General features: G+C 41.0%; 20 protein-coding genes and 1 other RNA gene. 3 read left to right on the plus strand and 18 right to left on the minus strand.

Annotation, left to right across the window (positions count from 1 at the left end):
• Positions 1-21: 21 nt before the first annotated feature.
• The 8 genes from A4H00_RS12415 to A4H00_RS02600 form a co-directional block, all read right to left on the minus strand.
• Complete coding sequence (locus tag A4H00_RS12415; protein ID WP_418080451.1) at positions 22-129, minus strand: LPXTG cell wall anchor domain-containing protein; 108 nt, start codon at positions 127-129, stop codon at positions 22-24.
• Positions 90-4,205 carry a Spy0128 family protein gene (locus A4H00_RS02570; RefSeq protein ID WP_067086919.1) on the minus strand — a complete coding sequence of 1,372 codons (4,116 nt, stop codon included), beginning with the start codon at positions 4,203-4,205 and terminating at the stop codon, positions 90-92. The genes A4H00_RS12415 and A4H00_RS02570 overlap by 40 nt, the downstream gene beginning before the upstream one ends.
• A gap of 15 nt (positions 4,206-4,220) precedes the next feature.
• Positions 4,221-4,790: a TlpA disulfide reductase family protein gene (locus tag A4H00_RS02575; protein ID WP_067086921.1), complete on the minus strand. Its 570-nt coding sequence runs from the start codon at positions 4,788-4,790 to the stop codon at positions 4,221-4,223.
• Between the two features lie 178 nt (positions 4,791-4,968).
• Positions 4,969-6,342: a cell division site-positioning protein MapZ family protein gene (locus A4H00_RS02580; RefSeq protein WP_067086924.1), complete on the minus strand. Its 1,374-nt coding sequence runs from the start codon at positions 6,340-6,342 to the stop codon at positions 4,969-4,971.
• Positions 6,343-6,350: 8 nt separating this feature from the next.
• Positions 6,351-7,508 carry a THUMP domain-containing class I SAM-dependent RNA methyltransferase gene (locus A4H00_RS02585; protein WP_067086926.1) on the minus strand — a complete coding sequence of 386 codons (1,158 nt, stop codon included), beginning with the start codon at positions 7,506-7,508 and terminating at the stop codon, positions 6,351-6,353.
• A gap of 51 nt (positions 7,509-7,559) precedes the next feature.
• An RNA gene (gene rnpB / locus A4H00_RS02590) (RNase P RNA component class B) lies at positions 7,560-7,927 on the minus strand.
• 20 nt (positions 7,928-7,947) lie between these two features.
• On the minus strand, positions 7,948-8,280 hold the full coding sequence (gpsB, locus tag A4H00_RS02595) for a cell division regulator GpsB (protein WP_067086929.1): 333 nt from the start codon (positions 8,278-8,280) through the stop codon (positions 7,948-7,950).
• Positions 8,281-8,351: 71 nt separating this feature from the next.
• The gene (locus tag A4H00_RS02600; RefSeq protein ID WP_067091401.1) at positions 8,352-8,885 is read right to left on the minus strand and encodes an SLOG family protein; all 534 of its coding nucleotides are present in this window, start codon (positions 8,883-8,885) and stop codon (positions 8,352-8,354) included.
• 71 nt (positions 8,886-8,956) lie between these two features.
• On the opposite strand from A4H00_RS02600, the gene recU reads away from it, so the two are divergent.
• The 3 genes from recU (at position 8,957) to rsmG (ending at position 12,630) form a co-directional block, all read left to right on the plus strand.
• Positions 8,957-9,577, plus strand: a complete 621-nt coding sequence (gene recU, locus A4H00_RS02605; protein WP_067086932.1) for a Holliday junction resolvase RecU — start codon at positions 8,957-8,959, stop codon at positions 9,575-9,577.
• Positions 9,558-11,711, plus strand: a complete 2,154-nt coding sequence (pbp1a, locus tag A4H00_RS02610) for a penicillin-binding protein PBP1A (RefSeq protein WP_237334207.1) — start codon at positions 9,558-9,560, stop codon at positions 11,709-11,711. The genes recU and pbp1a overlap by 20 nt, the downstream gene beginning before the upstream one ends.
• A 205-nt stretch (positions 11,712-11,916) precedes the next feature.
• On the plus strand, positions 11,917-12,630 hold the full coding sequence (gene rsmG / locus A4H00_RS02615) for a 16S rRNA (guanine(527)-N(7))-methyltransferase RsmG (protein ID WP_067086934.1): 714 nt from the start codon (positions 11,917-11,919) through the stop codon (positions 12,628-12,630).
• A gap of 141 nt (positions 12,631-12,771) precedes the next feature.
• On the opposite strand, the gene A4H00_RS02620 is transcribed toward rsmG, so the two are convergent.
• The 10 genes from A4H00_RS02620 to A4H00_RS02665 form a co-directional block, all read right to left on the minus strand.
• Positions 12,772-13,608, minus strand: coding sequence for an energy-coupling factor transporter transmembrane component T family protein (locus A4H00_RS02620; RefSeq protein WP_067086937.1), 837 nt, complete (start codon positions 13,606-13,608; stop codon positions 12,772-12,774).
• Positions 13,609-13,611: 3 nt separating this feature from the next.
• A complete protein-coding gene (locus tag A4H00_RS02625; RefSeq protein ID WP_067086940.1) occupies positions 13,612-15,282 on the minus strand; it encodes an ABC transporter ATP-binding protein in 1,671 nt (556 codons plus the stop codon).
• Positions 15,283-15,953: 671 nt separating this feature from the next.
• The gene (locus tag A4H00_RS02630; protein ID WP_067086943.1) at positions 15,954-17,165 is read right to left on the minus strand and encodes a MalY/PatB family protein; all 1,212 of its coding nucleotides are present in this window, start codon (positions 17,163-17,165) and stop codon (positions 15,954-15,956) included.
• Positions 17,166-17,185: 20 nt separating this feature from the next.
• Positions 17,186-18,388 (minus strand): MFS transporter, encoded by a 1,203-nt coding sequence (locus A4H00_RS02635; RefSeq protein ID WP_067086946.1) that lies wholly within the window; start codon positions 18,386-18,388, stop codon positions 17,186-17,188.
• 13 nt (positions 18,389-18,401) lie between these two features.
• Positions 18,402-18,755: a Rid family detoxifying hydrolase gene (locus A4H00_RS02640; RefSeq protein WP_067086948.1), complete on the minus strand. Its 354-nt coding sequence runs from the start codon at positions 18,753-18,755 to the stop codon at positions 18,402-18,404.
• Between the two features lie 241 nt (positions 18,756-18,996).
• Entirely contained in the window at positions 18,997-19,647 is a 651-nt protein-coding gene (locus A4H00_RS02645) for a helix-turn-helix transcriptional regulator (RefSeq protein ID WP_067086951.1), read from the minus strand.
• 229 nt (positions 19,648-19,876) lie between these two features.
• Positions 19,877-20,863, minus strand: a complete 987-nt coding sequence (trhO, locus tag A4H00_RS02650) for an oxygen-dependent tRNA uridine(34) hydroxylase TrhO (protein ID WP_067086954.1) — start codon at positions 20,861-20,863, stop codon at positions 19,877-19,879.
• A gap of 159 nt (positions 20,864-21,022) precedes the next feature.
• A complete protein-coding gene (locus tag A4H00_RS02655) occupies positions 21,023-21,568 on the minus strand; it encodes an ECF-type riboflavin transporter substrate-binding protein (RefSeq protein WP_067086957.1) in 546 nt (181 codons plus the stop codon).
• A gap of 17 nt (positions 21,569-21,585) precedes the next feature.
• Positions 21,586-22,434: an SAM hydrolase/SAM-dependent halogenase family protein gene (locus A4H00_RS02660; RefSeq protein WP_067086959.1), complete on the minus strand. Its 849-nt coding sequence runs from the start codon at positions 22,432-22,434 to the stop codon at positions 21,586-21,588.
• 316 nt (positions 22,435-22,750) lie between these two features.
• The gene (locus A4H00_RS02665; RefSeq protein ID WP_067086962.1) at positions 22,751-23,740 is read right to left on the minus strand and encodes a lipoate--protein ligase; all 990 of its coding nucleotides are present in this window, start codon (positions 23,738-23,740) and stop codon (positions 22,751-22,753) included.
• Positions 23,741-24,042 lie beyond the last annotated feature (302 nt).

Raw genomic sequence — 24,042 nt, forward strand, 5'->3', positions numbered from 1 at the left:
GGAGGCCCCTTTCTTTTTATTCTATCCCTTTTCTTTTTTGCTTCGATAAGCAAATCCTGTTAAGGCAGCAATGGCAACTCCAAGAGCTCCTAGCCAAGCTGTAGTCGTCTCACCTGTTCGTGGAAGAATAGTCTTCGCTCCCGGTGTTGCTGGGGAGGATGGACTTGTAGATTGAGACGGTATGCCTGATGGTGTTCCTGGTACTGGTTTTGTACTTGAAGGAATTGTCGGCGTACTTGATGGAGTGGTTGCACTTGGCACTGTTGGTGGGGTACTTGTACTTGGCGGAGTAGACATACTTGGAACCGTTGGTGGGGTGCTTGTACTTGGCGGAGTAGTCGTACTTGGAACCGTTGGTGGGGTGCTTGTACTTGGCGGAGTAGTCGTACTTGGAACCGTTGGTGGGGTGCTTGTACTTGGCGGAGTAGTCGTACTTGGAATCGTTGGTGGGTGCTTGTGCTTGGTGGCACAGGTTCATTTTCGAACTCACCTAAGTCAATCTCTTTTCCGTCTCCTGTGACCGTTACTACACGCGTTTCAGAGCTAAGGCGATAACCACTAATCGTCACCTTTTCTGAAAGAACATAGGTTCCTGGCTCAACATTCTCAAAGCGAGCAATACCGTCTATACCCGTAATTGCTTCTACATCTTTGACGCCATCTCTATGTAAGGCAAATACGACGCCTGCTAACACTTTCGTATGATCTTTTGCATCAACTTTTTTAAGCACAACATTGCTACTTGGCAATTTCGGCTCATCATAGGTGTTTGTAAACGTTGGCACCTCATGTAAACCATCGTATGTCACTTCTGCAACAAGCGATTCCCCTGTTTTTATCACTGTCACGATGACTTGCTTTTTAGTCGCATCATAGGTTACATTAGCTTGACCATCATTTTCTTCAGCAATTGTATAGGTGTACACTCCCTCTTTGTCAAATGTCATTTCTGGGAAGGTCACACGTCCTGCCTTATTATTTGTCGCAACAACCTTGTCTGCAATGCCATCACCTGTCAGTACAAAGCTAAATTGGCCTGACTCCAAATCTTTTCCAGCCAACTTCTTATCAACTTGTAGCACTACTGGTACTACTGGCGCTGGTGGCGCTGTATAGACGTTGGTAAATATTGGAATCTCACTTGCTCCATCGTAAACAACTTCTGCAACTAGCTGGTTTGCGCTATTTTTCGTTACAGTAATTGACACTTGTTTTTCAGTCGCATCGTAGGTTACATTCGCCTGATTATCATTTTCTTCAGCAATCGTATAAGTATAGGTACCTTCCTTCTCAAACGTAAGCATCGGGAACTTGATTAGCCCATCCTTACTATTAGAGACACTCTCCAAGACATCAGTTCCTTGGCGCAATTCAAATTTAAATTGATGTTCAGCGAGTTCTTTGCCATCAAGAACTTTTTTAGCTTGCAACTCCACTGAAGCTGGAGTCACTTTTGGCTCCTCGTAGCTATTTGTGAATGTTGGAACCTTAGCAGAGCCATCGTAGCTTACTTTTGCAACAAGTTGACCTTTTTCGTCTTTTGTGACTGCCACAAGGACCTTCTTCTCACTTAGATCGTAAGTCACATTAGGTTGCCCATCGTTTTTCTCAGAAATCGTGTACTCATACTCGCCTTCTTCGCTGAAGGTTTGAGCCTCGAAGGTAGCTCGGCCCGTCGCTACGTTTTGCGCTGTTGCAACAACTTGGCCGTCTTTCTTCAACTCAAAGGTAAATTGGTTTGCCTTCAATTCTGCACCCTTGAGCTCTTTATCTACTGAAAGAGATACTGAAGCTGGAGTCACTTTTGGCGCCTCGTAGCTATTTGTGAATGTTGGAACCTTAGCAGAGCCATCGTAGCTTGCTTTTGCAACAAGTTGACCTTTTTCGTCTTTTGTGACTGCCACAAGGACCTTCTTCTCACTTAGATCGTAGGTCACATTAGGTTGCCCATCGTTTTTCTCAGAAATCGTGTACTCATACTCGCCTTCTTCGCTGAAGGTTTGAGCCTCGAAGGTAGCTCGGCCCGTCGCTACGTTTTGCGCTGTTGCAACAACTTGACCGTCTTTCTTCAATTCAAAGGTAAATTGGTTTGCCTTTAATTCTGCACCCTTGAGCTCTTTATCTACTGAAAGAGAAACAGAGATTGGTTGTGATGTTGGTTTTTCTTTGATATTGACAATCGGATCTAGGACAACATCCTCACCATCCTTTGTAATGGCTACCGTTCTCTCTGTTGGATCAAGAATATACCCCTCAACCGTTGATACCTCGACGATTTGATAAGTACCAACTGGAACGTTATCAAATCGAACACGCCCAATCTCATCTGAAATAGCTGTATCAACTACTTCATTATTTTGTCTCAATTCAAAGACAACGCCGGCTAGAGCATATATTGCAGAGGAATCAGCGCTTGGAGCAACATCTTTCTTTTCGGCTTCAGTAGTGCTTGACCCGCTATCATTAGCCCGTTCTACTATCCCACTTTCTCTATCAACAACACCACCTGTATTCCATGGTGACTGCAATACCGTAGATGAAACTATATGACAACCTGAACGACCAGCATCCGCACCACTCACGATAACAGGAATTGTCGAATCAGCTCGGTCAACGACACCGCCTGAATTGGTTGGTAATTGTATAACGACACTGCTATTTTGCCCTGGTGGACATGGAACGTCCGAAATTTTTTGGAAGGAAATACTTCCGGTGTTGGCCTTCTCGTTTACAACCTGATAAATAGCAGCACGAGCATCCTCTCTTGTCAAATCAATCTTTTGGGTGTGGGCTCCTTCTTTTGGAGGTTTGTAGCCTTCAGGCGCCTTCACTTCTTCGACAGTATACACACCCGGAGATAGATTTTCTACGGCGGCTTTTCCTTCATCATTTGTTGTTACATTGGCAACTAGCTCATTTTGTGCATTATAAACTTCGAATTCTGCTCCTGCTAATTTTTTACTAGCATCTTTGCTGTCAACTTTTTCGATTTGAATTTCCTTATAAGGAGTGCAGGCTTTTGATTCTGTTAAATCACCATTCTTAACTGCTTTTGCCCATTCTTGAGTAGGCTCTTTTGTCATATAAGCTACGATTCCAGAAGGTTTTGTCTTTCCAGAAGTTGGGTCAGTGTAGGTGGTAATTAACTGAACCCAAATCCCTAGGTCTGGATTATAATTCCCCTGTGCAACAACGACATACTGGGTGTGGGTATTGCTTTTTGTAGTATATTCAAGGTTCTTACCCTTTTCTTCCCGAGTGAATGATGCCGTCACGTCTGTCCAAGTATCACTATACGAACGGAAGCTTCCGTCTAGCAGCTCATCTTCTGGAACCGCATAGATGGTTAACTGCGTATCCGCACTGCGAGTCACCCTCGAATCTTGATCGTAAGTAAACTTCAACTCACTTCCAGTACCGGATACCTTGGCATTCATGATGGTCTTAAAGGTGGTATTTAGGGGGTTAACTTCTGTCAGTTTGTTCACAACCTCTGCAGGATTTTCCGAGTCGACATTGTTAAAGCGAGTCACATCTTGAAGCGACCAGTTATCCAAGTAATAGCTGTAAGAAGATTCGTGACCGGCATAGTTTCCTTTAAAGGTATAATTCTGATTTCCTCTGAGTTTGTCTTGATTTAATGTTTCAACATACTCTGTATGGATTTGAATATCTTTGTGACTTTCTACATAGGCGGTAAAGACATACGTAATGGTATTCGTCGTTGGATTATAATGAGCTGTTGCTACTAGCTCGCCACTATCATCTTTTGCATAAATATCTTTAGCTCGTGCCAAATTTTGCTGCAGCAAATCTTCAAAACGAGTCTCTTTTGGTAATTGTACTGTGAAGAAATCTCCTGCTTTCAAGGAGCCATCCTCGTTTTTTAAGGTCCCGTCAAAAGAGGTATGAATTGTTTGATAATCATTGATTTCCCACTTTTTATCACTCGGATCAGAATAGGCCTCTTTGCCTTTTTCTCCATCCCACTTTTTATGTCCAATCATAACATCTGTAAAGTCGTCTTTCACATCCCTTCCGACCCTACATTTTTCTTCATAGACATATGTCACCTTATTCTCTGGCGCTGCCACTGGCGTAGTTTCGTCTGCCGAAACTGTCAGCGGTACAACTAAACTGCTTGAAGCAAGTCCAATGACTGCTACAGCATGTTGTAGTTTTTGTAAAAACTGTTTCAATTTCATTTTCTATCTCCCTTTTTACAGTATCTCATCCAACATTTTAGCTAAATTATCCTTGTTTTCTACCGTCACTACTACTTTTTCAATCTTGTGATGACGGACAAAATACATGGTAGGAATCGTATCTACCTGTAATGCAGTTAGGGCACTAGACTCTGTATCAAATACAACCGGTAGACTATAGCCGTTTTCAGACAGGTATTGCAGGGCCTTGTCCTTTGTCTCTCGGCTACCATCGGTCATATTGACACCGATAAAATGAACCTTGTCCTTATACTGCTGGTACAGTTCTTCTACGATTGGCAGTTGTTGTTGACAATCCGGACACCAACTTGCCCAGGCAATCAGCAAGGTAGGCTGGTCACTCACTAATTCTGTCGCATACTTAGTCATGCTATCTACCGTCTGAACGGTAAAATCAGGTAATTTCTGCCCTTGCACTGCTAATGCTGTATTGATACCTCCAGCCTTATTTTCTTGTTCTTGCGTTGCTTCTGCGCTTTCTGTAGGCGCTTTGCTCTGTGCAGCACAACCACTGATCAGCAACATAGCCAAGCTAACAAGGACAAGCTGTCTCCATCTTTTCATTTTTCTCCTTTTCTTTTTATATCATATTCCCTTCATTATACATTTATTCTAGTTTTTTAGCAAAAATAATCAACCAAAAAGTAATTTCACTTATTGATCTATAAAATCCTCTTTCCTGCTGTAAAGCAAAAAAAAGAAAGGAGCGATTTTTCTTCATCACTCCTTTGTGTGCCTTCTCTTAGTAGTCCAAATCATCGGCGTAACCAGCACCATTTCCGACAAAATATCCTGTCTTCGCATTTATTGAAAAAAGATAGGTGCCATCTGGACGGAAAAGATTATAGTATCCATTTCCGTTGATAATATTGACGGGTTCTAAAATATACTGGTAGCCACTAATATACCCACGCCCCTGTGACACAGCAATAATCTGCTCCAGCACTCCTGAATTGAAAGCCCAAGCCGGATTAGTCACATCGTCAATTTTTGCTTGGTCGTACGGTACACGACTGAGATTGCGCTGCAAAGTAACTCCTGCTGGCACAGCGATACCATATAATGGATTGGTGCCGACAACAATCTGGCCAGCATTTCCGCTGATTGGTGCGACTGGTGCAACTTCTGTCACTGTAGCCTCTAGCGCAGGAGCTGGATTTGCTGGTGCGCTCGGAGCTGCCGCTGAAGAGGCTGGCGTATCTTGTTGAGACCGACCAAAATTAATTGCGGCGGTAATAGTCGCATCTACTCCTGCAATTCCTGTCGTTGTAGATGCAAAATTCGCATCTGTTTTGGCTGTTACAGTTGTGTCCAACTCTCCATCAACAATGATTGGCTTGTCAAATTGCTGGTTCGTTTCTTGAACAGCTTGAATGGCTTTTGCTAGATGATCATACTTATCCTTAGCTTTTTTATAGTCAGCTGACTTAGAATCCATTTTATCCAACAAGGCTTTTAAATTAGGCAATTTATCAAACTGAGCATTTTTTAATTTATTTTGACTGGTATCTGTAAAAAAGCTAGCATAAAGGGTGTTAAACGCCTTAGTATTTGCATCTTGACTACTTGTGGATGTCGTTGAGCTACTGCTTGACTCAGTCTCCGTCACCTTATTTTGCTCAGAATGATTGAGCCATATAAACGCTGTCGCTAACACTGCAACAAATAGCGCAACCAAACTAGACCAAATCAACACCTTCTTCTTTGTTGACACACCAACTTGGCTATCCTCTTCAAAATCATTAAACTCAGCAGATTCAGGAGCAGGGAAGGGTTCCACCACCACACTAGCTACTGCCTCATCTACTGAAGGAACATCCTCATGACTAGTTGGGAATTCCACTGTCATTCCCTCAGTAGCAAGATTCTCTAATTCTGCAATTTCTTCTGTGACCACTGGAATATTGACTTTCGTCTCATATTTTTCCGACTCGATCTTATCCCGATGTTGCTTGATATAGCGGTCTAGCACGCCGTCCTCATCTGTGACACCGACTTGCAACTCCTCGTGTTTTCGCACCGCTTCTTCTATGGTCATGTGCTTGGCTTCTTCAAAATCCAAAACTTTCTCATCATTTTCTGGAAGGTTAGCTTGCTGTTCTGTCTCTTTTACCATATCCTATCCTACTCTTTCACTATGCGTTTTACCCGTTGGCCGAAAAATTGATACAAATCAACTTTTAGCGTTCCGTTATATAATTTCCGCTTTTTGTCCGCCTGTTGTCCATAGCGGCTTTCAAATTGCTCATCACTGGTCAGGATAAATTTTGACCATGTCTTCAGCGGTTCAAAAGTTTGCCCCATCTCACTATATAGCTTTACAATCGCATCATCATCTAACAAGCGCTCTCCATAAGGTGGATTTGAAACAATGACCCCATTGATTTTGTCTGTCCGCAAATCTTGTAAACGCATTTGCTTGAAGGCGATATCCTTTGCTACACCTGCTTCAGTCGCATTTTTCTTTGCAATCTCAATCATGCGACCGTCAATATCAAAACCTGAAATATCTAGTTCTATATCAGAACGAATGGCCGCACGTGCTGCTTCTCTTTCTTGCTCTATCAAGGTAGCATCTACCCAATTCCATTCTTCAAAGGCAAAAGAGCGCTTTAAACCAGGGGCAATATTTCGAGCCAGCATTGCTGCTTCGATACAAAAAGTCCCTGAACCACACGTTGGATCAATGAAAGGCTTGTCTGGATACCAGTTGGACAATTGTAAAATCGCCGCTGCCATGTTTTCCTTGATCGGCGCACCACCTTTTTCAGCCCGGTATCCACGCTTGAACAAGCTGGAACCCGTTGTATCAATCAAAACAGTCGCAACATCTTTTAAAATCGATACCTCAATCTTAAACTCTGCTCCTACTTCCTGCAAGGGCACCCCTTCTGGGCGCGAAAAATGTTTTTGCAATTTTTTTACCACTGCTTTTTTGGAAATCGCCTGAACACTCGGTTCATTGTGCAAGGTGGATTTGACACACTTGGCTTTTGAAATCGGAAATTTACACCCTAGCGGTAGGTACTCTTGCCAATCAAGGGCAAACACCCCTTGAAAAAGCTCTTCAAATGTCTTTGCTTTAAAACTTCCTACAACAATCTTGATCCGATCCGCAGACCGTAACCAAAGGTTGGTCCGAATCAGTGCAATGATGTCACCTTCAAAACGGACCCGCCCATTTTCAACCTGACAGTCATAGCCTAACTCACGGATTTCCCGTCCAACCACCGCTTCCAAACCTGCTGCTGCAGTCGCAATAAATGTAAATCTTTCTTTCATGATTCTCCTACAATAAAAGCTAGCAAAGCTAGCTTACCTATATATGCAATTTTCTATAAGCCATGTTCTGTTCCAGCGGTACTAGGTACTACCACCTTCGATAATCATCTGTCTACTGCCTATTGCAGTCAGAAAAGTTCGTTCGGATTCCGACTTTCCCGTGCCCCGACCAAAATTTGGGTTGCTAGCTTGAGGGGTTTACCGCGTTCCACTTTCTATGTTTCCATAAAAACTCCGTCACTGTGGCACTTTCAGACCTACTCGAGCCTATCTTACGACTTAGCTGTTTTGGTCGCCGTAACGCATCGCTGCGTCCCTAGGCTTATGGATTCGCCTAGCACAAACACTACTGGCATCACAGCCAGTGCTAGCATGGACTTTCCTCATAGTAGAAATCTACCATGCGATTATCCAAAAATTGCAAAAAGCTGATATTTTCTTAATCTTCCTGAACGATTTGCTTGCCAAACACTTCTTTTTCCAGTCGATTCAATCGGCGCAAAATGTCAAAGTTTGTTGCCGAAGCCGTACGCTCTGTTCGTATCGTTTCACCAGCATCTGCTGTAGAAACAGACGTACGAGAAGCATTAGCCATCTGTGCCTTCAGACGCGCAATCTCCCCTTTTAATTCCTTAATGATGGCTTCATAGGCATCATAATCTTTCATGATATCATCAAGGAAATCATTGACCTCATCTTGGTCATATCCTCGAAATCCAATCTTAAAATCTTGTTCAAATATATCTTTTGTTGTAAACTTCACACTCGCCATAGTACTCTTCCCTTCTCTAAAACGTCACTGTCTCTATTATATGAAAAAATATAGGGAAAAATCAAGTCATATCACTCAATTTCTTTAAAATTTTCTGCTACCTCATTTAACCGATCAAAGGTAAGCGTTTTTTTACTATACTCTTCTTTTTTTAACATCTCATGATAGAGATATTTCAAGTTTGTTTCATTTTCGCTATCATAAAAAATATACGCACCGTCTGTATTGTCTAAAAGAAATTGGTTATAAGAGCGAAACTGGCTCGGATTTTCATAGCGGGGATAAATCACCTTCACAAAGTCCGTCGAGCGGAAATGAGCTAGTTTAACCTGATTGACTTCATTCCAGTTCTCTCCGTGATTTTCAAACAGGAAAAGCGTTGCCAGTTGGCACGAATAGCCTTCTTCTTTCAATTCTTTTGCGACTTCCAAGCACCAATACTCAAATCCTAAATTCCCGGTGAAGATGAGCCACTCTACACCTTCTTCAAGAAAGCGAATCAAATCTTGTCGAATAGCTTCCTTAAGGACGGCCAATCTCGGATCTTTTTCTGAAAAAATCCCTAGGTCCGTATGACGATAACCCACAACCAATAGGCTTTTAATATGCATTACTTGAACTCTTTTCTTAGTTTGTGATATAATATACTGATATTATTTTATCAAGAAGGAGTTCTATGGTCAATTATCCTCATCAGGTAAAACGCACTATCAGTAGAACCAAGCATGATACTTCCAAGGAGAAAGTGAATTTCGCTAATCGAGGGATGTCCTTTGAGGCAGCGATTAATGACAGCAATGCTTACTATTTAGCACACAACATGGCGGTCATTCACAAAAAACCCACTCCTATCCAAGTCGTAAAGGTGGATTACCCCAGACGTAGTCGGGCAAAGATTGTTGAAGCTTATTTTCGTCAGGCATCAACAACTGACTACTCAGGGGTATATAAGGGCTACTATATCGACTTCGAGGCCAAGGAAACGCGTCACAAAACCTCTATGCCGATGAAAAACTTTCATACCCATCAAATTGAACACATGAATCGCGTCGTGCAACAAAAAGGAATTTGCTTTGTGCTCCTTCACTTTTCAACACTCAAGGAAACCTATCTCCTCCCTGCACCTGCTCTCATCCACTTCTACAAAGAAGAACAGGGTAGAAAATCCATTCCCATTGACTATATACGGGAGCACGGATTTGTGCTAGAGATGGGGGGCTATCCTAGTCTACCTTACTTGACGATCGTTGAAAAAAATTTATTAGGTGGTGACACTCTTGAAAAATATAAACGTTAAAAAAATACTGATATGGATTGCAAACATTGCGTTGGCGGCTTTTATCTTTATTTTTATTGCAGTTGCCTGCTTGGTCGGCTACTACATTTCCACAGCTCCTAAGCTGACAGAAGAAGCGTTGACCGCTACTGTTTCTAGTAAGATTTACGACAAAGACAATCACTTGATTGCCGATTTAGGATCAGAAAAGCGGTCAAATGCGACGATTGCAGAAATTCCAACCGACCTTGTCAATGCCATTGTTTCCATTGAAGACCAGCGCTTCTTTGATCACCGTGGTATTGATGTCATTCGGATTGCCGGCTCCTTGGTCAATAACTTAAGAGGCGGTCGCCTTCAAGGAGGCTCAACCCTTGATCAGCAATTTATCAAGTTGACCTATTTTTCCACATCAACGAACGACCGTACAATCAAGCGAAAAATCCAAGAAGCATGGCTGGCGCTTCAACTTGAACGCCGCAATACCAAGCAAGAGATCCTGACCTACTATGTCAATAAAGTCTTTATGGCAAATGGGAACTACGGGATGAAAACAGCTGCCAAGTCTTACTACGGAAAAGAGTTAAAGGATTTAACACTTTCTCAAGTAGCCTTGTTGGCAGGTATGCCTCAGGCGCCAAACCAGTATGATCCCTATACACAGCCAGAAGCTGCAAAATATCGCCGTGACCTTGTTCTCGGACAAATGCTTGAGAAAAAGTATATTTCTCAAGAGCAGTACGAAGCAGCGATTCTAGCACCTGTTACCGATGGATTGCAACCTCTGACAAATACCTCTGCTTATCCAGCTTATATGGATAACTATCTCAAGCAAGTAATCGAAGAGGTAGAGGAAAAAACAGGCTACAATCTTCTAACAACCGGCCTTGATGTCTATACCAACGTTGACTCTGCTGCCCAACAACAACTCTGGGATATTTATAATTCCGACCTCTATGTCAATTATCCAGACGACGACTTCCAAGTCGCCTCTACTGTCGTTGATGTAGACAATGGCCGCGTGATTGCACAGTTAGGCTCACGCCACCAATCTGCCAATGTTTCTTTCGGAACCAACCAAGCCGTTGAAACCAACCGCGACTTCGGTTCCACAATGAAGCCCATTACAGATTACGCCCCTGCCTTTGAGGAACAAATTTTCACCTCAACTGCAGATACAATCGTTGATGCGCCATACTACTTCCCAGGTTCGACAACACCTGTCAACAACTGGGACCGTAGTTACTATGGTACAATGACGGTCAAGTCTGCCTTGCAGTACTCACGGAACGTACCTGCCGTCAAATCTCTTGAAGCAGTTGGACTGGATAAGGCAACTAAGTTTTTAAACAGCATTGGAATCTCTTATCCACAGCTACTCTATTCAAACGCAATCTCTAGTAATACAACAGAGGCTAGCACCAAGTACGGTGCAAGTAGTGAAAAGATGGCTGCAGCTTATGCTGCCTTTGCAAATGGTGGAACTTACTACAAGCCACAATACGTCAACAAAATTGTTTTCAGCGATGGTTCTGTCTCCGAGTATGCCCCAGAAGGCAAACGGGTTATGACCAAGCAAACAGCCTATATGATGACGGATATCCTAAAAAGCGTATTATACCTCGGAAACGGAGCTAATGCAGCAATCTCTGGCGTCCCACAAGCTGGAAAAACTGGAACATCTAACTATTCCGACGATGAATACCAAGCCATCCGCGGTGGCAATGAGGCTGCCAATTATAGCTTAATGGTCGTACCTGACGAAAACTTTGTCGGCTATTCAACCAAGTATGCGATGGCTGTTTGGACAGGATACAATAATCGACAAACACCTGTCTTAGATAGCGGAATCTTAATTGCCACAGATGTATATCGCAATATGATGACCTATCTGAATCCAGTTGAAACAGCAGAAGATTGGGAAATCCCAAGTGGCCTATATCAATACGGCTCCGGTCTATACCTAGAAAGCGCCGTTCCAAAATATACACCATCTACCTATTACGTGCCGGAAAGCTCGTCATCAACTAGTTCTTCAACAACTTCTGAAACTAGTACAAGTGACAGCACTACAAGTACGAGCGAAACAACTGAAGCAGGTAACAGTGATGCTCAGCCAATTACCGCAGAAACTGTTCCAAGCTCTTCGCAATAGCTATAAAATCAAAGAGGCTGAGACAAAAGTGTCCAGCCTCAATTCCTTTATAGATTTAACAGTTTGACTGATTGCAATAATCAGGGGAGTGACGATTGATACCTGGGCCTAGAAATAAAGGAGTGAGGATAATCGATTTCTGCGGAATACCGATTTTTGTCCCACTCCCTTTTTCTTTTTCCGCTATTTATGATAAGATAGAGCTATGAAACCAGAAAAATTTTACACAACTTTAGAGGCACAAGGATTTGCCTTAACTGACCAGCAAAAAGAGCAATTTGCCCTTTATTTTAGCCGCCTTGTCGAGTGGAATGAAAAAATTAACTTAACGGCCATCGTCGATCAAGAAGGCGTCTATCTCAAGCATTTCTATGATTCGCTGGCACCTATCCTACAGGGTCATCTGCCAAATGAACCGCTTCGTCTCTTAGATATCGGAGCTGGTGCAGGTTTCCCAAGTCTTCCGATGAAAATTTTATTTCCAAACCTACAGGTCACCATTATTGACTCTCTTAATAAACGGATTCAATTCCTAACCACCCTTGCTCAAGAACTAGGATTAACAGGAGTTCATTTCTACCATGGGCGGGCTGAGGACTTTGCTCAAGACAAGAATTTCCGTGCGCAATACGACATTGTTACGGCTCGAGCAGTTGCTCGTATGCAAATTTTAGCAGAACTAACGATTCCTTTTCTCAAAATAAATGGTAAATTGATTGCCCTCAAGGCTTCACATGCAGAAGACGAATTAGTTGAGGCAAAAAATGCCTTGACTCTTCTCTTTGCCAAGGTCATTGAAAACGTAGATTATGTATTGCCAAACGGCGATCCACGGACTCTAACTATTGTAGAAAAGAAAAAAGAAACACCCAATAAATACCCGCGAAAAGCAGGAATGCCTAACAAACGACCATTATAAAACCAAAAGAGTGAGGAAATATCATGTTGATGCCCTCACTCTTTTTCATGCTATTCTAATATGACTTTTGGCGAGTATGACAAACACCAAATCAACCATAAGCGAATTAGGCTAATGAAGAAACACTTAGCCTCTACCGATTTATGACTTCCACGGATTGTAAAAACGTCCGCCATTGATGACAAATAATGCTACTGTCAAGAGTAAAATGCTCACCGCAATCAATAAGACGATATAATCTCTTTTTCCAAGAGCTTGGTAGGTATACCACGTTCTTTTTTTATTTTTACCGAACCGTCGGAGTTCCATCGCAGTTGAAATGGTATCAATCCGCTGCAAGGAACTAAAGATTAGCGGAATCACCAAGGCCAGATTTCCCTTAATTCGGTCCAGAAGTTTTCCTTTCTGAGATAACTCAACACCTCGTGCTTCTTGGGACATTCGAATGGTATAAAATTCCTCTTGAATGTCTGGAATATAACGCATGGTCAAACTGACCGAATAGGCCACTTTATAGGAAATACCGAGTTGATTTAGGCTCGAAGCAAATTGACTAGGATGAGTTGTCATTAAAAAGATAACCGCTAACGGAATGGTACAAAAATACTTCAAGAGAAGATTTAAGAGATAAAATAATTCTTGACTGGTCAACGTATAAGCCCCAATTCCTGACCACAAGACCGTCTCTGCCCCATACAGATCAGCCCCGTACTGGGGCGCAAATAGATAAACCATTAGGGCGTTCATCAGCGCAAAAATTATGGTCACAATAAAAACGAAGGAAACATCTTTTATACGGATTCCTGACCATTTAAAAAGAGAGAGTGAAAAGACCGCTATAGCAAGTATCAACCGAGTATCATAGGTTACCATTGCTGCTACTGATACGACAAGAAAAAAGACAAGTTTACTAACGGCTGATAGATTATAAATGAACCCTTCACCAGCCCGATAGCCGATAATATTTGTTCCTTTCATCTACTATCCCCTTTCTCTTTCCATATAAAATTGAGTTAGCGCAAGCGCATCCACCCCTACACGTTTCGCTAAGTGGAAAATACTGGTCTCCTTTAAATTTGCAAGCTGAATCAGTTCTGGATTGCTCAAAATAGAAGCTGGGTGGTCATCTGCCACAATCTTCCCATCTACCAAGACTACCGCGCGATCCGAATAGTCCAACATGAGCTGCATATCATGTGTAATCATGATAATCGTATGACCTTGTTGATTCAATTCGTCTAAGAAGTCCATCATTTCTGTATAATGGCGTTCATCTTGCCCAGCAGTTGGCTCATCTAGTAAAATAATCTCTGGATTGAGCACCAAGATTGACGCAATGGTAACCCGCTTTTTCTGCCCAAATGAGAGGGCTGAGATCGGCCATTTACGAAAGGCATATAAACCGCATGTCTGTAAGGCCTGCTCTACTCGCTGTGTGATTTCTTCTTCGGCAACCCCGCGCAAGCGAAGTCCTAGAGCCACCTCATCAAAAATCATGGTCTGACTAATCATTTGATTGGGATTTTGCAAGACATAACCAATACGTTCTGCACGCTCCTTAATCGAATCTCCCAGAATAGACTGACCCCTCCAGAGAACTTCACCAGAAACCGCAACAAATTGACATAAGGCTTTGGCAAGAGTCGATTTTCCTGCCCCATTTTTTCCAATAATTGCAAGCCGTTCTCCCTGACGAATCGTAAGAGTTAGATCTTTTAAAATCTCTTTTTTGCCATAGGCAACTCTGAGATGGTTGGCTTCAAGAAGTGGAGCTGGTTGAGCCTGAGAAACGACCATTTCAGGTAGATTTCCGACAGCTACATCTGTTAAACTCAAGTTATCTATAGATGTAAGCGAATCTTCTCTTGTCACATCATAGCCTAACTGACGAAGGGTTGTAAGATAAAGCGGCTCACGGATACCATTTTCAAGCAATAAAGAAGTCCGAAGAAGAGTGTCTGGATCTCCATTGTAGACAATACGGCCGTCATTCACCAAAATAATTCGATCCACCGAACGATACAAGACATCTTCCAAACGATGTTCAATGATAATGGTTGTCGTGCCTTGTTCTTGATGCAGACGATCAATCAAATCCACCGTATCTTGACCAGATTTAGGATCAAGGTTAGCCAAAGGTTCATCAAAGAGTAAAATCGGACTTTCGTCAATCAAGACACCAGCTATACTCACTCGTTGTTTCTGCCCGCCTGACAAATCCTGTGGGCGATGACTGAGGAGCTCATGCAACTCCAAACGGCTAGCCCATAGTTGAATGCGGTCGCGCATGGTATTGATTGGAGTCACATCATTTTCAAGTGCAAACGCCAAATCCTCAGCCACACTAAGGCCAATAAATTGGCCATCTGTATCTTGCAAGACCGTACTAACCAGTAATGATTTATCATAAATAGACAGGTCAAAGGCATCCTTGCCATAAATGCGGAGTGCTCCTGTTTTTGTCCCCTGATAGATATTCGGAATAATCCCATTCAAACATTGACCGAGCGTTGATTTTCCAGACCCTGACGGTCCCACTATTAAGACCTTTTCGCCCTGGTAAATGGTCAAATCGATATCATGCAAGGTCGCCTCTTGTTGCGCATGGTATTTAAAACTAAATTTTTCAAACTCAATGATCGCTTTCTTCATAACTACTTTTATCTCATTTCTTCTGCACAGCTGATTTTACTCATTCGTATAAACCGTTTCCTATCCTTTTATTTTACCATAGATTCTAGTTATTTCTGCATAGTTTTTGGATATAAAGAGCTATAGATTTTACAAAAGGAAAAAGGGAGTGGGACTCAATTGTGATTGCGTAGAAATCGATTTTGTTAATTTCGCTTTCTAATTTCTAGGCTCAGGTATTGACAGCCCCCCTGACTGTCAATATCCGTATGTTGATTAGCTTTCACAATTGAGAATTGTGGAAGGCTGGAAATAGAACGAGCGTAGCTCGCTCATTGCAATTGAGAATTGTGAAAGGTTGGAAATAAGGCTAGCGAAGAATAGTTCGCTAGCCTCTTTATCAACGTTTTACAAACCAGACAATTCTCGCTTTTTGATTTCCAAGCTCAGATATCAATCGTCACTCTCCTGACGATTGATATAAGTCAAACTGTTAAAGCTACAAAAGAAGCAAGGCTGGACACTTTTGTCCCAGCCTCCTCTTTTCCACATCTTATAGAATCTTTTCATTTTAATTTCATACGAAGCACAGAATAAGTTAACGACCTGATAGATGTTAATTCTATTTTAATTTGCCACTACTTCATCAAGCGTTTCACCAGTACTAGAACTATTTAAAGTACTTTGATGCATTATCGATTGAATACATACCGATTCAATCTATCAAATGCTTCCGAAACTCGCGAATGTGGTAACGCTAAATTCATGCGAATATGGCACTCACCATTAAATGCTCTTCCATCTTGCCAACCAACTCCAACATCATAACCTGCTTTTAATAACTCATCAATACTTCTGTCATGTTTTTGACACCATTCTGTACAATCTAGCCACAGCATATATGTTCCTTCTGGTTTAGAAAGATGGACACCGTCAAAATGTTCAGTAATATAGTCATAAGCGAAATTGACATTTTTAGCCAACACTTCACAAAGCTCATTTACCCAGTGATGCCCCTCAGCACTGTAACCTGCTAATAATGCATGCATAGATAGAACATTCATGCTGTTATAATGAGATAGCGAAGCTTCCTTATCTATCCGATGTTTTAGCCACTTATTATAAATAATATGATAACTACCAACTAGTCCTGCCAAGTTAAATGTCTTACTTGGAGCATATAAAGCTACTGTTCTCATTTTTGCATCTTCTGATACACTTTGTGTCGGGATATGCTTTGCCCCATCCAATATTAAGTCAGACCAAATTTCATCCGAGATAACATAGACATCATATTTTTTAAACAAGGCCATAACCCGCTCTAGCTCCCACTGTTCCCACACTCTACCAGACGGATTATGAGGTGAACAAAAAATAGTTGCATGGATATTTTGAGTTCTAATTTTTTCTTCCATATCTTCAAAGTCCATCCTCCACACATTATTTTCATCTAAGTAGAGTGGACTATGAATAATTTCGTATCCATTATTAACAAGGCTATTGGTAAATCCCATATATGTCGGTGAGTGAACTAAGACTTTATCCCCTTTAGAGCATAATACATTCAATGCGGTGATAACTCCACCTAATACGCCATTTTCATATCCAATATGTGCACCTTCTAAACCGTCCACTCCATGTTTTTGGTGATGCCAGTCAATGATACTTTGATTATAGTTTTCATACGGAACAAAATAGCCATAGGCTGGATGTTCTGCTCTTTTAATAATCGCTTTAGGGATTTCTGGAAAAGCAGGAAAATTCATATCTGCAACCCACATCGGAATTGTATCAAAACCCTCTTTTCCTTTTTCCGGTGCAATACCTGGATACTGACCTAGAACATCTAAAGCAACCGCATCCTTTCCTTCTCTGTCCATAATTGTAGTAAAATCGTATTTCATATTGATACTCCTATCTTTATTTACCCTTCTGTTTGAATGTTCAAAGAGCGGTATTCCACTCTTGTAATAATTAAAAGGCCAATGATTAAAATGGATAAGGCAACAGATACAATAAATGATCCCGTAGTCAAATCTGTTGTAAACAACCCTGCAATGCTATTTAATAAAAATGCTGATATAAAGAATCCTGCACTGGTAAAGGCTGAATAAAGACTGACAGCTTTTGAAATAAGTTCTTCTTTTACAATTGAAGTAAGGAGATAGACTAATCGAGTCATAATAATACCCGCACTAATACCAGTAAAATAGCTTCCGATAAACAAACCTATTTGATTATGAAAAATTAAAAAGCAAATAAAGGACAAGGCAGCAATCAAATATCCTGTTGTCAAAGTCAAACTCTTAAAAATCTTGATAAATTGATTAATGAATAGACCTGCCGAAATCATACCCAGACTAAGAACTGATAACGCAAGTCCTGATACCGATGAATCACCTATCTTATATTGTTCTGTAAAGATAGCAATATTATTAAATGACCCGCTCACAATAATGGTTACTGACACACTAATTGCTAATAACAGGAGGATGAACGGAGAGGTGAGGGATACTTTATTGCTCCCCTTTTCTAATACAACATTTCCTGATTGTTCTCCTCCAGACTTGGATTGTTTGTCTTGAGGAATCGTTAAAAAGAAGATAATAAATGATGCAATTGGAAGTAGATAAACATAATAGTTATTGACCCAGCTATAACTTGCAAGAAATCCTCCCAAGGCTAATATAAGCATATTTCCTATACCTTGAAAGGCTGTTTGCTTCCCTAATAACGAAGATCTTGCATCCCCCTCAAAATAGGTTGAGATTAAAGAGGGAGATACTACTGTCAGCATACCTGCTCCAAAGCCAACAACACCTGAGGAAACAAGTAATACATAAAAGTTAGAATGATAAAATATTGGAAGAATACCAAATACTCCAACCAACGATAAAGCAAATAAGCCTAGTTTTCGTAATGAAACATATTCTTGAAATTTTCCGCACAACAATGCAGAGAAAAATCCAGTGAAACCTCCAATCGTTACAATAGACTGGATGACAGAAATCGGAATATCAGGAAACGATTGGGCAATACTAGGAACAGACGGAGCTAGAGCTGCATTTGACTGGGAAACAAAGGCCATTGCCAAAATTCCTAGTGTTATTTTAAACTGCTTATTCATATAGTGTCTCCTTTTATGATGAAGCTAACCCACAAAATGCAATCCCATCAATCTCAATGAGAGATTGCTTAGCTAATGCTTGCACACCTACCGCCACTCTTGAAGGAAGTTTATTGGGAAAAAATCGAGTGTAAATCGGATTAACTTCTGAAATATCTTCTATATTCACCAAATAAAGATTCATCCGGACAAGAGAATCCATGGATAAGTGTAACGACTGCAATATCGACTGTATATTCTCCATCACTTGCTGGGTCTGTTCAACAATTCCTCCTTCTACAATCTCTCCTGTTTGGAGATTAATAGGGAGTTGACCAGAGAGATACACATAGTCTCCTTCCTTTCTATACGTTGAATACGGTTGCATATTTGAACCTCCTTTTTAATTTTTATTATCTTGATAAAATTTTATCATTTTGATAAAATTTTGTCAACGAATATTGATATATTTTTTATTTTATGTACTATACTTTAAAATAAAAAAAGCTGAGGCAAACCAGAATGAGCGCGACACGCTCATTCTGGTTTGCCCAACTCCCAATAGTCCCATTTTAGATTCGTTTTAATGATATCGCTAGCATACCTCTCACTTTTGTTGCTTTTTGAGTTTAAATATTTTTCAAATACCGATAAAGAGTTGCTTCAGAAATTTTAAGAGCAACCGCTACCTCAGAAACAGCGCCCTTCAGCTGAAAAATTCCCTTTTGTTCTAAAACTTTGACAATTCTCTTATTATCGTCACTACTCAGTTTAACTGGATTATTACTTAAATCAATTCCAGCCGCAGAATTAATCAAATCAGCTATTGATTCAGGGAAAGTCTCAATATACTTTGTAGGATCATCTGTATTTGAATAACTTTCCGCCAGTGTTAATTGAGGCTCCTGAACTAAGGATAACAAGCTATTTGTAATGTCTAAAATCTTACTACAATCATGGTTGATACATAACATCCCCAATATTTCTGAACCATCTTTAATAAAAAAAGTTGATGAGCGTAATCGTTCTCCTGACTTTGATTTTCCACTATAACCAACGATAAAATCATGTTCTAGATACTTTTTTTCCTTTATTAATTGTAAAGCAAAGTCAGTCAAAGGTGCTCCGACTTTTCGACCACTAATATGCCCATTAGCAATTGCAACAATTCGAAAGTCTCCTTCAGATACTTTTTGAAGTGCAACTTCGTAATCAGCTCCCAAAGCTTGCCCCAAAAACGGAACTAGGATTTTGTAGGATTCCAATTTATCAATCTTCAACTTGATTTCTCCTTTTCTACATAGTTCTATAGTTACAGTGTTTACGTACCCTCATTATATCATAATAATTCATTTAATGATAAATATCCGAAAGGCATTCACATCAATATAAAATACTCTTATCAGCTGATATAACATCCGTAAAAAGCAGTTAGAAGGCTGATACGAAATATAAAAACATCCCAAAGTCTAGAAGAAATCGTCTAGGCTCTGAGATGCTATTTAGGTTTTAATTTGCCACTACTTCATCAAGCGTTTCACCAATTACAGCCAAACGTTCGATTACTTCTGCGCGTGTCAATTGATGTTCTGCTACATAGCGATTGCGTGGGTGAACACGGCATTCGTGTGAGCAACCACGGAGGTATTTGTGCTCATTTTCTTCCGAAGTCAAGATACGGCGGTTACAGAATGGATTGCCACAGTTGACATAACGCTCGCATGGGGTTCCATCAAACCAGTCTTTTCCAACCACAACAGGGTCTACATGGTTGACATCGACAGCAATACGCTCGTCAAAGACATACATTTTACCGTCCCAAAGTTCCCCGCGAACTTCTGGATCTTTTCCATAAGTCGCAATTCCACCATGCAACTGACCAACATCTTTATAGCCTTCACGCACCATCCAACCAGAGAATTTCTCACAGCGGACACCACCTGTACAGTAAACAACCACTCGTTTGTCCATGAATTTTTCCTTGTTATCACGGACCCATTGTGGCAACTCGCGGAAATTACGAATGTCTGGGCGAATGGCACCACGGAAGTGACCGAGGTCATATTCGTAGTCGTTACGTGTATCAAGAACTACCGTATCTTCATCCAAGAGAGCTTCTTTGAATTCTTTTGGTGATAGGTAGGCACCTGTTGTTTCAAGCGGGTTGATGTCGTTATCAAAGTCATTGTCTTCTAAGCCCAAGTGAACGATTTCTTTCTTGTAACGTACAAACATTTTCTTGAAGGCTTGCTCTTCTTCTTCATCAATCTTGAACCAAAGGTCTTCCATACCAGGAAGTGAGTGAACATAGTCCATGTATTTTTGAGTTGTTTCGTAATCACCCGAAACGGTTCCATTGATTCCTTCGTCCGCTACAAGGATGCGACCTTTTAAGCCGATTGATTTACAAAATGCTAAGTGTTCCGCCACAAATTCTTGTGCATTTTCAATCGGAACGTATTTGTAATACAGTAAGACACGAATATCTTTTGCCATAAGATTTCTTCTCTCTTTTCTTTCTAAAAATTGTCTGAATTTTATCATTCATCCATTCTATTATACTTTGCCAGAGGGATACAAGGCAATTTATTTGCCTGAAAATGTCCTCAAAAAACCTGATCAGCAATCACTGAACAGGTCATGAACGAGTAAGTTCTAATCTTTTGATAAGCTGTTACTTTGCACTTGTCTCTTAGCATAGACGGCTAGTAAAATAGTCCCCGCAATCGCAACTGTAACAGCATTGGCAGCACCCGCAACCACTCCCTGGGCAAGGACCTTGTTTGGTGCTTCATGGTAGATAATAATATCCAAAATCGGTGCAATCACTCCCCAAATAATAATATTAGCCACAACTTGGACACTATTGAAGGTAATGATATCTTTAGTTGTAAAGATTCCTTGGTTAATTCGAAGACGATTTTTCAAGATACCAACAATGAAACCAAAGACACCTGAAGCGAAAATCCATGTCCACCATGGGCCGTAGGTGAGGGAGTCTTTTACAGCATGACCGATAAAACCTATCAAAAAGCCAACGATTGGCCCGAAAAGAACAGCCAAAAGAGACTGCACTGCATACTGGAGCTGGATACTCGTATTGGGTACAAAAGTAGGGATATTGATGACTAAACTAATCACCACAAATAAGGCTGCTCCAATCCCCGTTGCTACAACTGTTTTAATCGAATTATTTTTCATAGACGTTCCCCTTTTTCCTAAATATTCATTTTCTTGATTTCAATATGCCAATTTTGTCCAACACCGACATTATAGGCCTTAGCAAATGAACCTTGATTGATAGCAAGTCCCACACGATAGAGGGAATTGATATAAAGCAAAGGCTGACCGATACGGACATCCGCAAAAGATTTCCCATAGGTTACTTGATTTTGATAGACCAACATGTCATTGTTGTAAATCGTTACCTCAAAGCGATCATCGAAGGCAGGATTTAAACTATAAAACTCTTCACGGGTAATCGATGTCCATAGAGAACCAAAACGGACATCTAAGATGTCAATCGCACCTTTGACAAAGTCTGAACCCACTTCTGTTGGAACGGTTGGGATTTCAACGATATCTGCGACACTTAATTCTGGCCCTACTTCTTCAAAAGTAATATGACCTGAAGCCAATTTTGCTCCTGTATAAGCATAAACATCTCGACCATGGAAGGTATAGGAATGTTCTGTATTGGCACGGCGATTGGCCACTTCTGAAATCTCACGTACCGCCTTAATTCCCACGTGTTGTTTGATGAATGACAGGGTGCCATTATCTGGGGTGACAATATAATGGTTTTGCTCTGTCAGAGCAACCACGCTCTTTCGTTTGGAACCCACACCTGGATCAACCACCGATACAAAAGTCGTCCCTTCTGGCCAATATTCTACTGTTTGAAAGAGTCGGTAAGACCCTTCAAAAATATTGTAGGGTGTAATGTCATGTGTTAAGTTATGAACAACCAAATCCCGTGATTCTTGTAGTGCAACTCCAATCATAGCAGATACTGCACCATCGCCCAAGCCAAAGTCGGATTGTAAAACAAGTAAATTATTTGACATAGTTTCTCCTATCGGTAAAATTACCTCTCTATCATACCAAAAAATCCCCTACTTGACTAATACCAAACCCTTATGAACCGCCATAGGCAAGAGCTATATAATGAACAAACTCCTTCGTAAATAGATGTCCTGCGAAAGGTCTTGCAGACAATTTGCTCGCCATAAAGAAAAGCAGACGGGAAACACAAAAAGCTAGACAAACCTATTAAAAAACAGTATGACTCGATGGCCATACTGTTTTAAGTTCTATAGACAATCTCCTATCATTTGACAAACGGTTCTGATGGACAATCCTATCGAACTTTCTCTTCATATCTTAAGCCACAATCGCCTTTGCGACTTCTTCTGTTGTCATGCGTGAGAAGTAGTGAGTTGTATCAATGGTTTGGAGTTTGGCTAGTACATCGGCATACTCATAGCGTGTTCCTACGAGTAATTCTTCAATGTCTGAGACATCTCCGATTCCAAAGAAATCCCCATAGATTTTAATTGATTCGATAAGGGATTTTTCTGCCTTAACGTAGGTGGTAATTTTTCCAGCTGGATAGCGAACGCTACGCTCAACCGTATACTCAGGTGTCTGACCGAAGGTCCAATCCCATGTGCCAAATTGGGTATCACGAATTTCTTGGATACGAGCCAGTTCATCTTCTGATAAGACATACTCGTCCATATCTGGGTATTCTTGCTTCATCTGATTTAAAATGGCATCTTTAAATTCTAAGACGGTCATTTTTTCTGGCAATTCGTTGTTGATATTGGTCACACGCGCACGAACGGATTTGACACCTTTGGACTCAATCTTATCCTTGCTAACTTTTAGAGCATCACCCAAGACCGTCATATCGACATCAAATAAGAGACAGCCATGGTGCATCATACGCCCCTTGGCATAGGCTTGGGCATTGCCGCAAATCTTTTTCCCATCAATTTCAAGGTCATTACGGCCCGTAAAATCAGCCTTAACCCCAAGAGTTTCCAGCGTATCAATAACTGGTTTTGAAAAGGTTTTAAAATCAAAGGCTCCTTCATCTGCCTTATTCGAAATAATCGTATAGTTCAAGTTGTTCAAATCATGGTAAACTGCACCACCACCTGACAAACGACGGACAACATGAATTCCATTGGCATCTGTATATTCCTTGTTGATTTCCTGAATGGCATTTTGGTGTTTTCCGATGATAATGGCAGGCTCGTTAATCCATAAAATAAAAATCTCATCCACATCGGTTAATTCCTTAAAGGCATAGGCCTCTAAGGCAATATTGTAGGCAGGGTCGTTACTGTTATTGACAATGTATTTCATATCGTACTCCTCATTTTTTATCACTATCTAGTATAAGGCAAACGCTGTCAAAATACAACTAATTGACACCGTTTCTTCCTCTCACAAAAAATGATATAAAAAGAGGCTACCGCCTCTTTTTGCTTTCTTATCCTCTATAAAAATCACAATCTGACTAGCTTCCACAATTGAGAATTGTGGAAGGTGATCGATAAAGCTAGCGTAGCTTGTGTCCTAAAAAACGCAAGGGTCACGGAGGCTAGCTGGAGGCTGGGAGTAAACGAATCCAGTGGATTCGTTTAGCCCGAACCTAGAAATAAAGG

It is taken from the genome of Streptococcus marmotae (assembly GCF_001623565.1).
Lineage (GTDB): Bacteria > Bacillota > Bacilli > Lactobacillales > Streptococcaceae > Streptococcus > Streptococcus marmotae.

Coding starts and splice junctions, on each gene's coding strand:
- A4H00_RS02620 (WP_067086937.1), bottom strand. CDS start 13,608: ATGAAAGGAACAAATATTATCGGCTATCGGGCTGGTGAAGGGTTCATT.
- A4H00_RS02635 (WP_067086946.1), bottom strand. CDS start 18,388: ATGAATAAGCAGTTTAAAATAACACTAGGAATTTTGGCAATGGCCTTT.
- A4H00_RS02660 (WP_067086959.1), bottom strand. CDS start 22,434: ATGTCAAATAATTTACTTGTTTTACAATCCGACTTTGGCTTGGGCGAT.
- A4H00_RS02630 (WP_067086943.1), bottom strand. CDS start 17,165: ATGAAATACGATTTTACTACAATTATGGACAGAGAAGGAAAGGATGCG.
- A4H00_RS02665 (WP_067086962.1), bottom strand. CDS start 23,740: ATGAAATACATTGTCAATAACAGTAACGACCCTGCCTACAATATTGCC.
- A4H00_RS02585 (WP_067086926.1), bottom strand. CDS start 7,508: ATGAAAGAAAGATTTACATTTATTGCGACTGCAGCAGCAGGTTTGGAA.
- recU (WP_067086932.1), top strand. CDS start 8,957: ATGGTCAATTATCCTCATCAGGTAAAACGCACTATCAGTAGAACCAAG.
- A4H00_RS02570 (WP_067086919.1), bottom strand. CDS start 4,205: ATGAAATTGAAACAGTTTTTACAAAAACTACAACATGCTGTAGCAGTC.
- A4H00_RS02575 (WP_067086921.1), bottom strand. CDS start 4,790: ATGAAAAGATGGAGACAGCTTGTCCTTGTTAGCTTGGCTATGTTGCTG.
- A4H00_RS02580 (WP_067086924.1), bottom strand. CDS start 6,342: ATGGTAAAAGAGACAGAACAGCAAGCTAACCTTCCAGAAAATGATGAG.
- trhO (WP_067086954.1), bottom strand. CDS start 20,863: ATGGCAAAAGATATTCGTGTCTTACTGTATTACAAATACGTTCCGATT.
- gpsB (WP_067086929.1), bottom strand. CDS start 8,280: ATGGCGAGTGTGAAGTTTACAACAAAAGATATATTTGAACAAGATTTT.
- A4H00_RS02625 (WP_067086940.1), bottom strand. CDS start 15,282: ATGAAGAAAGCGATCATTGAGTTTGAAAAATTTAGTTTTAAATACCAT.
- A4H00_RS02655 (WP_067086957.1), bottom strand. CDS start 21,568: ATGAAAAATAATTCGATTAAAACAGTTGTAGCAACGGGGATTGGAGCA.
- A4H00_RS02640 (WP_067086948.1), bottom strand. CDS start 18,755: ATGCAACCGTATTCAACGTATAGAAAGGAAGGAGACTATGTGTATCTC.
- rsmG (WP_067086934.1), top strand. CDS start 11,917: ATGAAACCAGAAAAATTTTACACAACTTTAGAGGCACAAGGATTTGCC.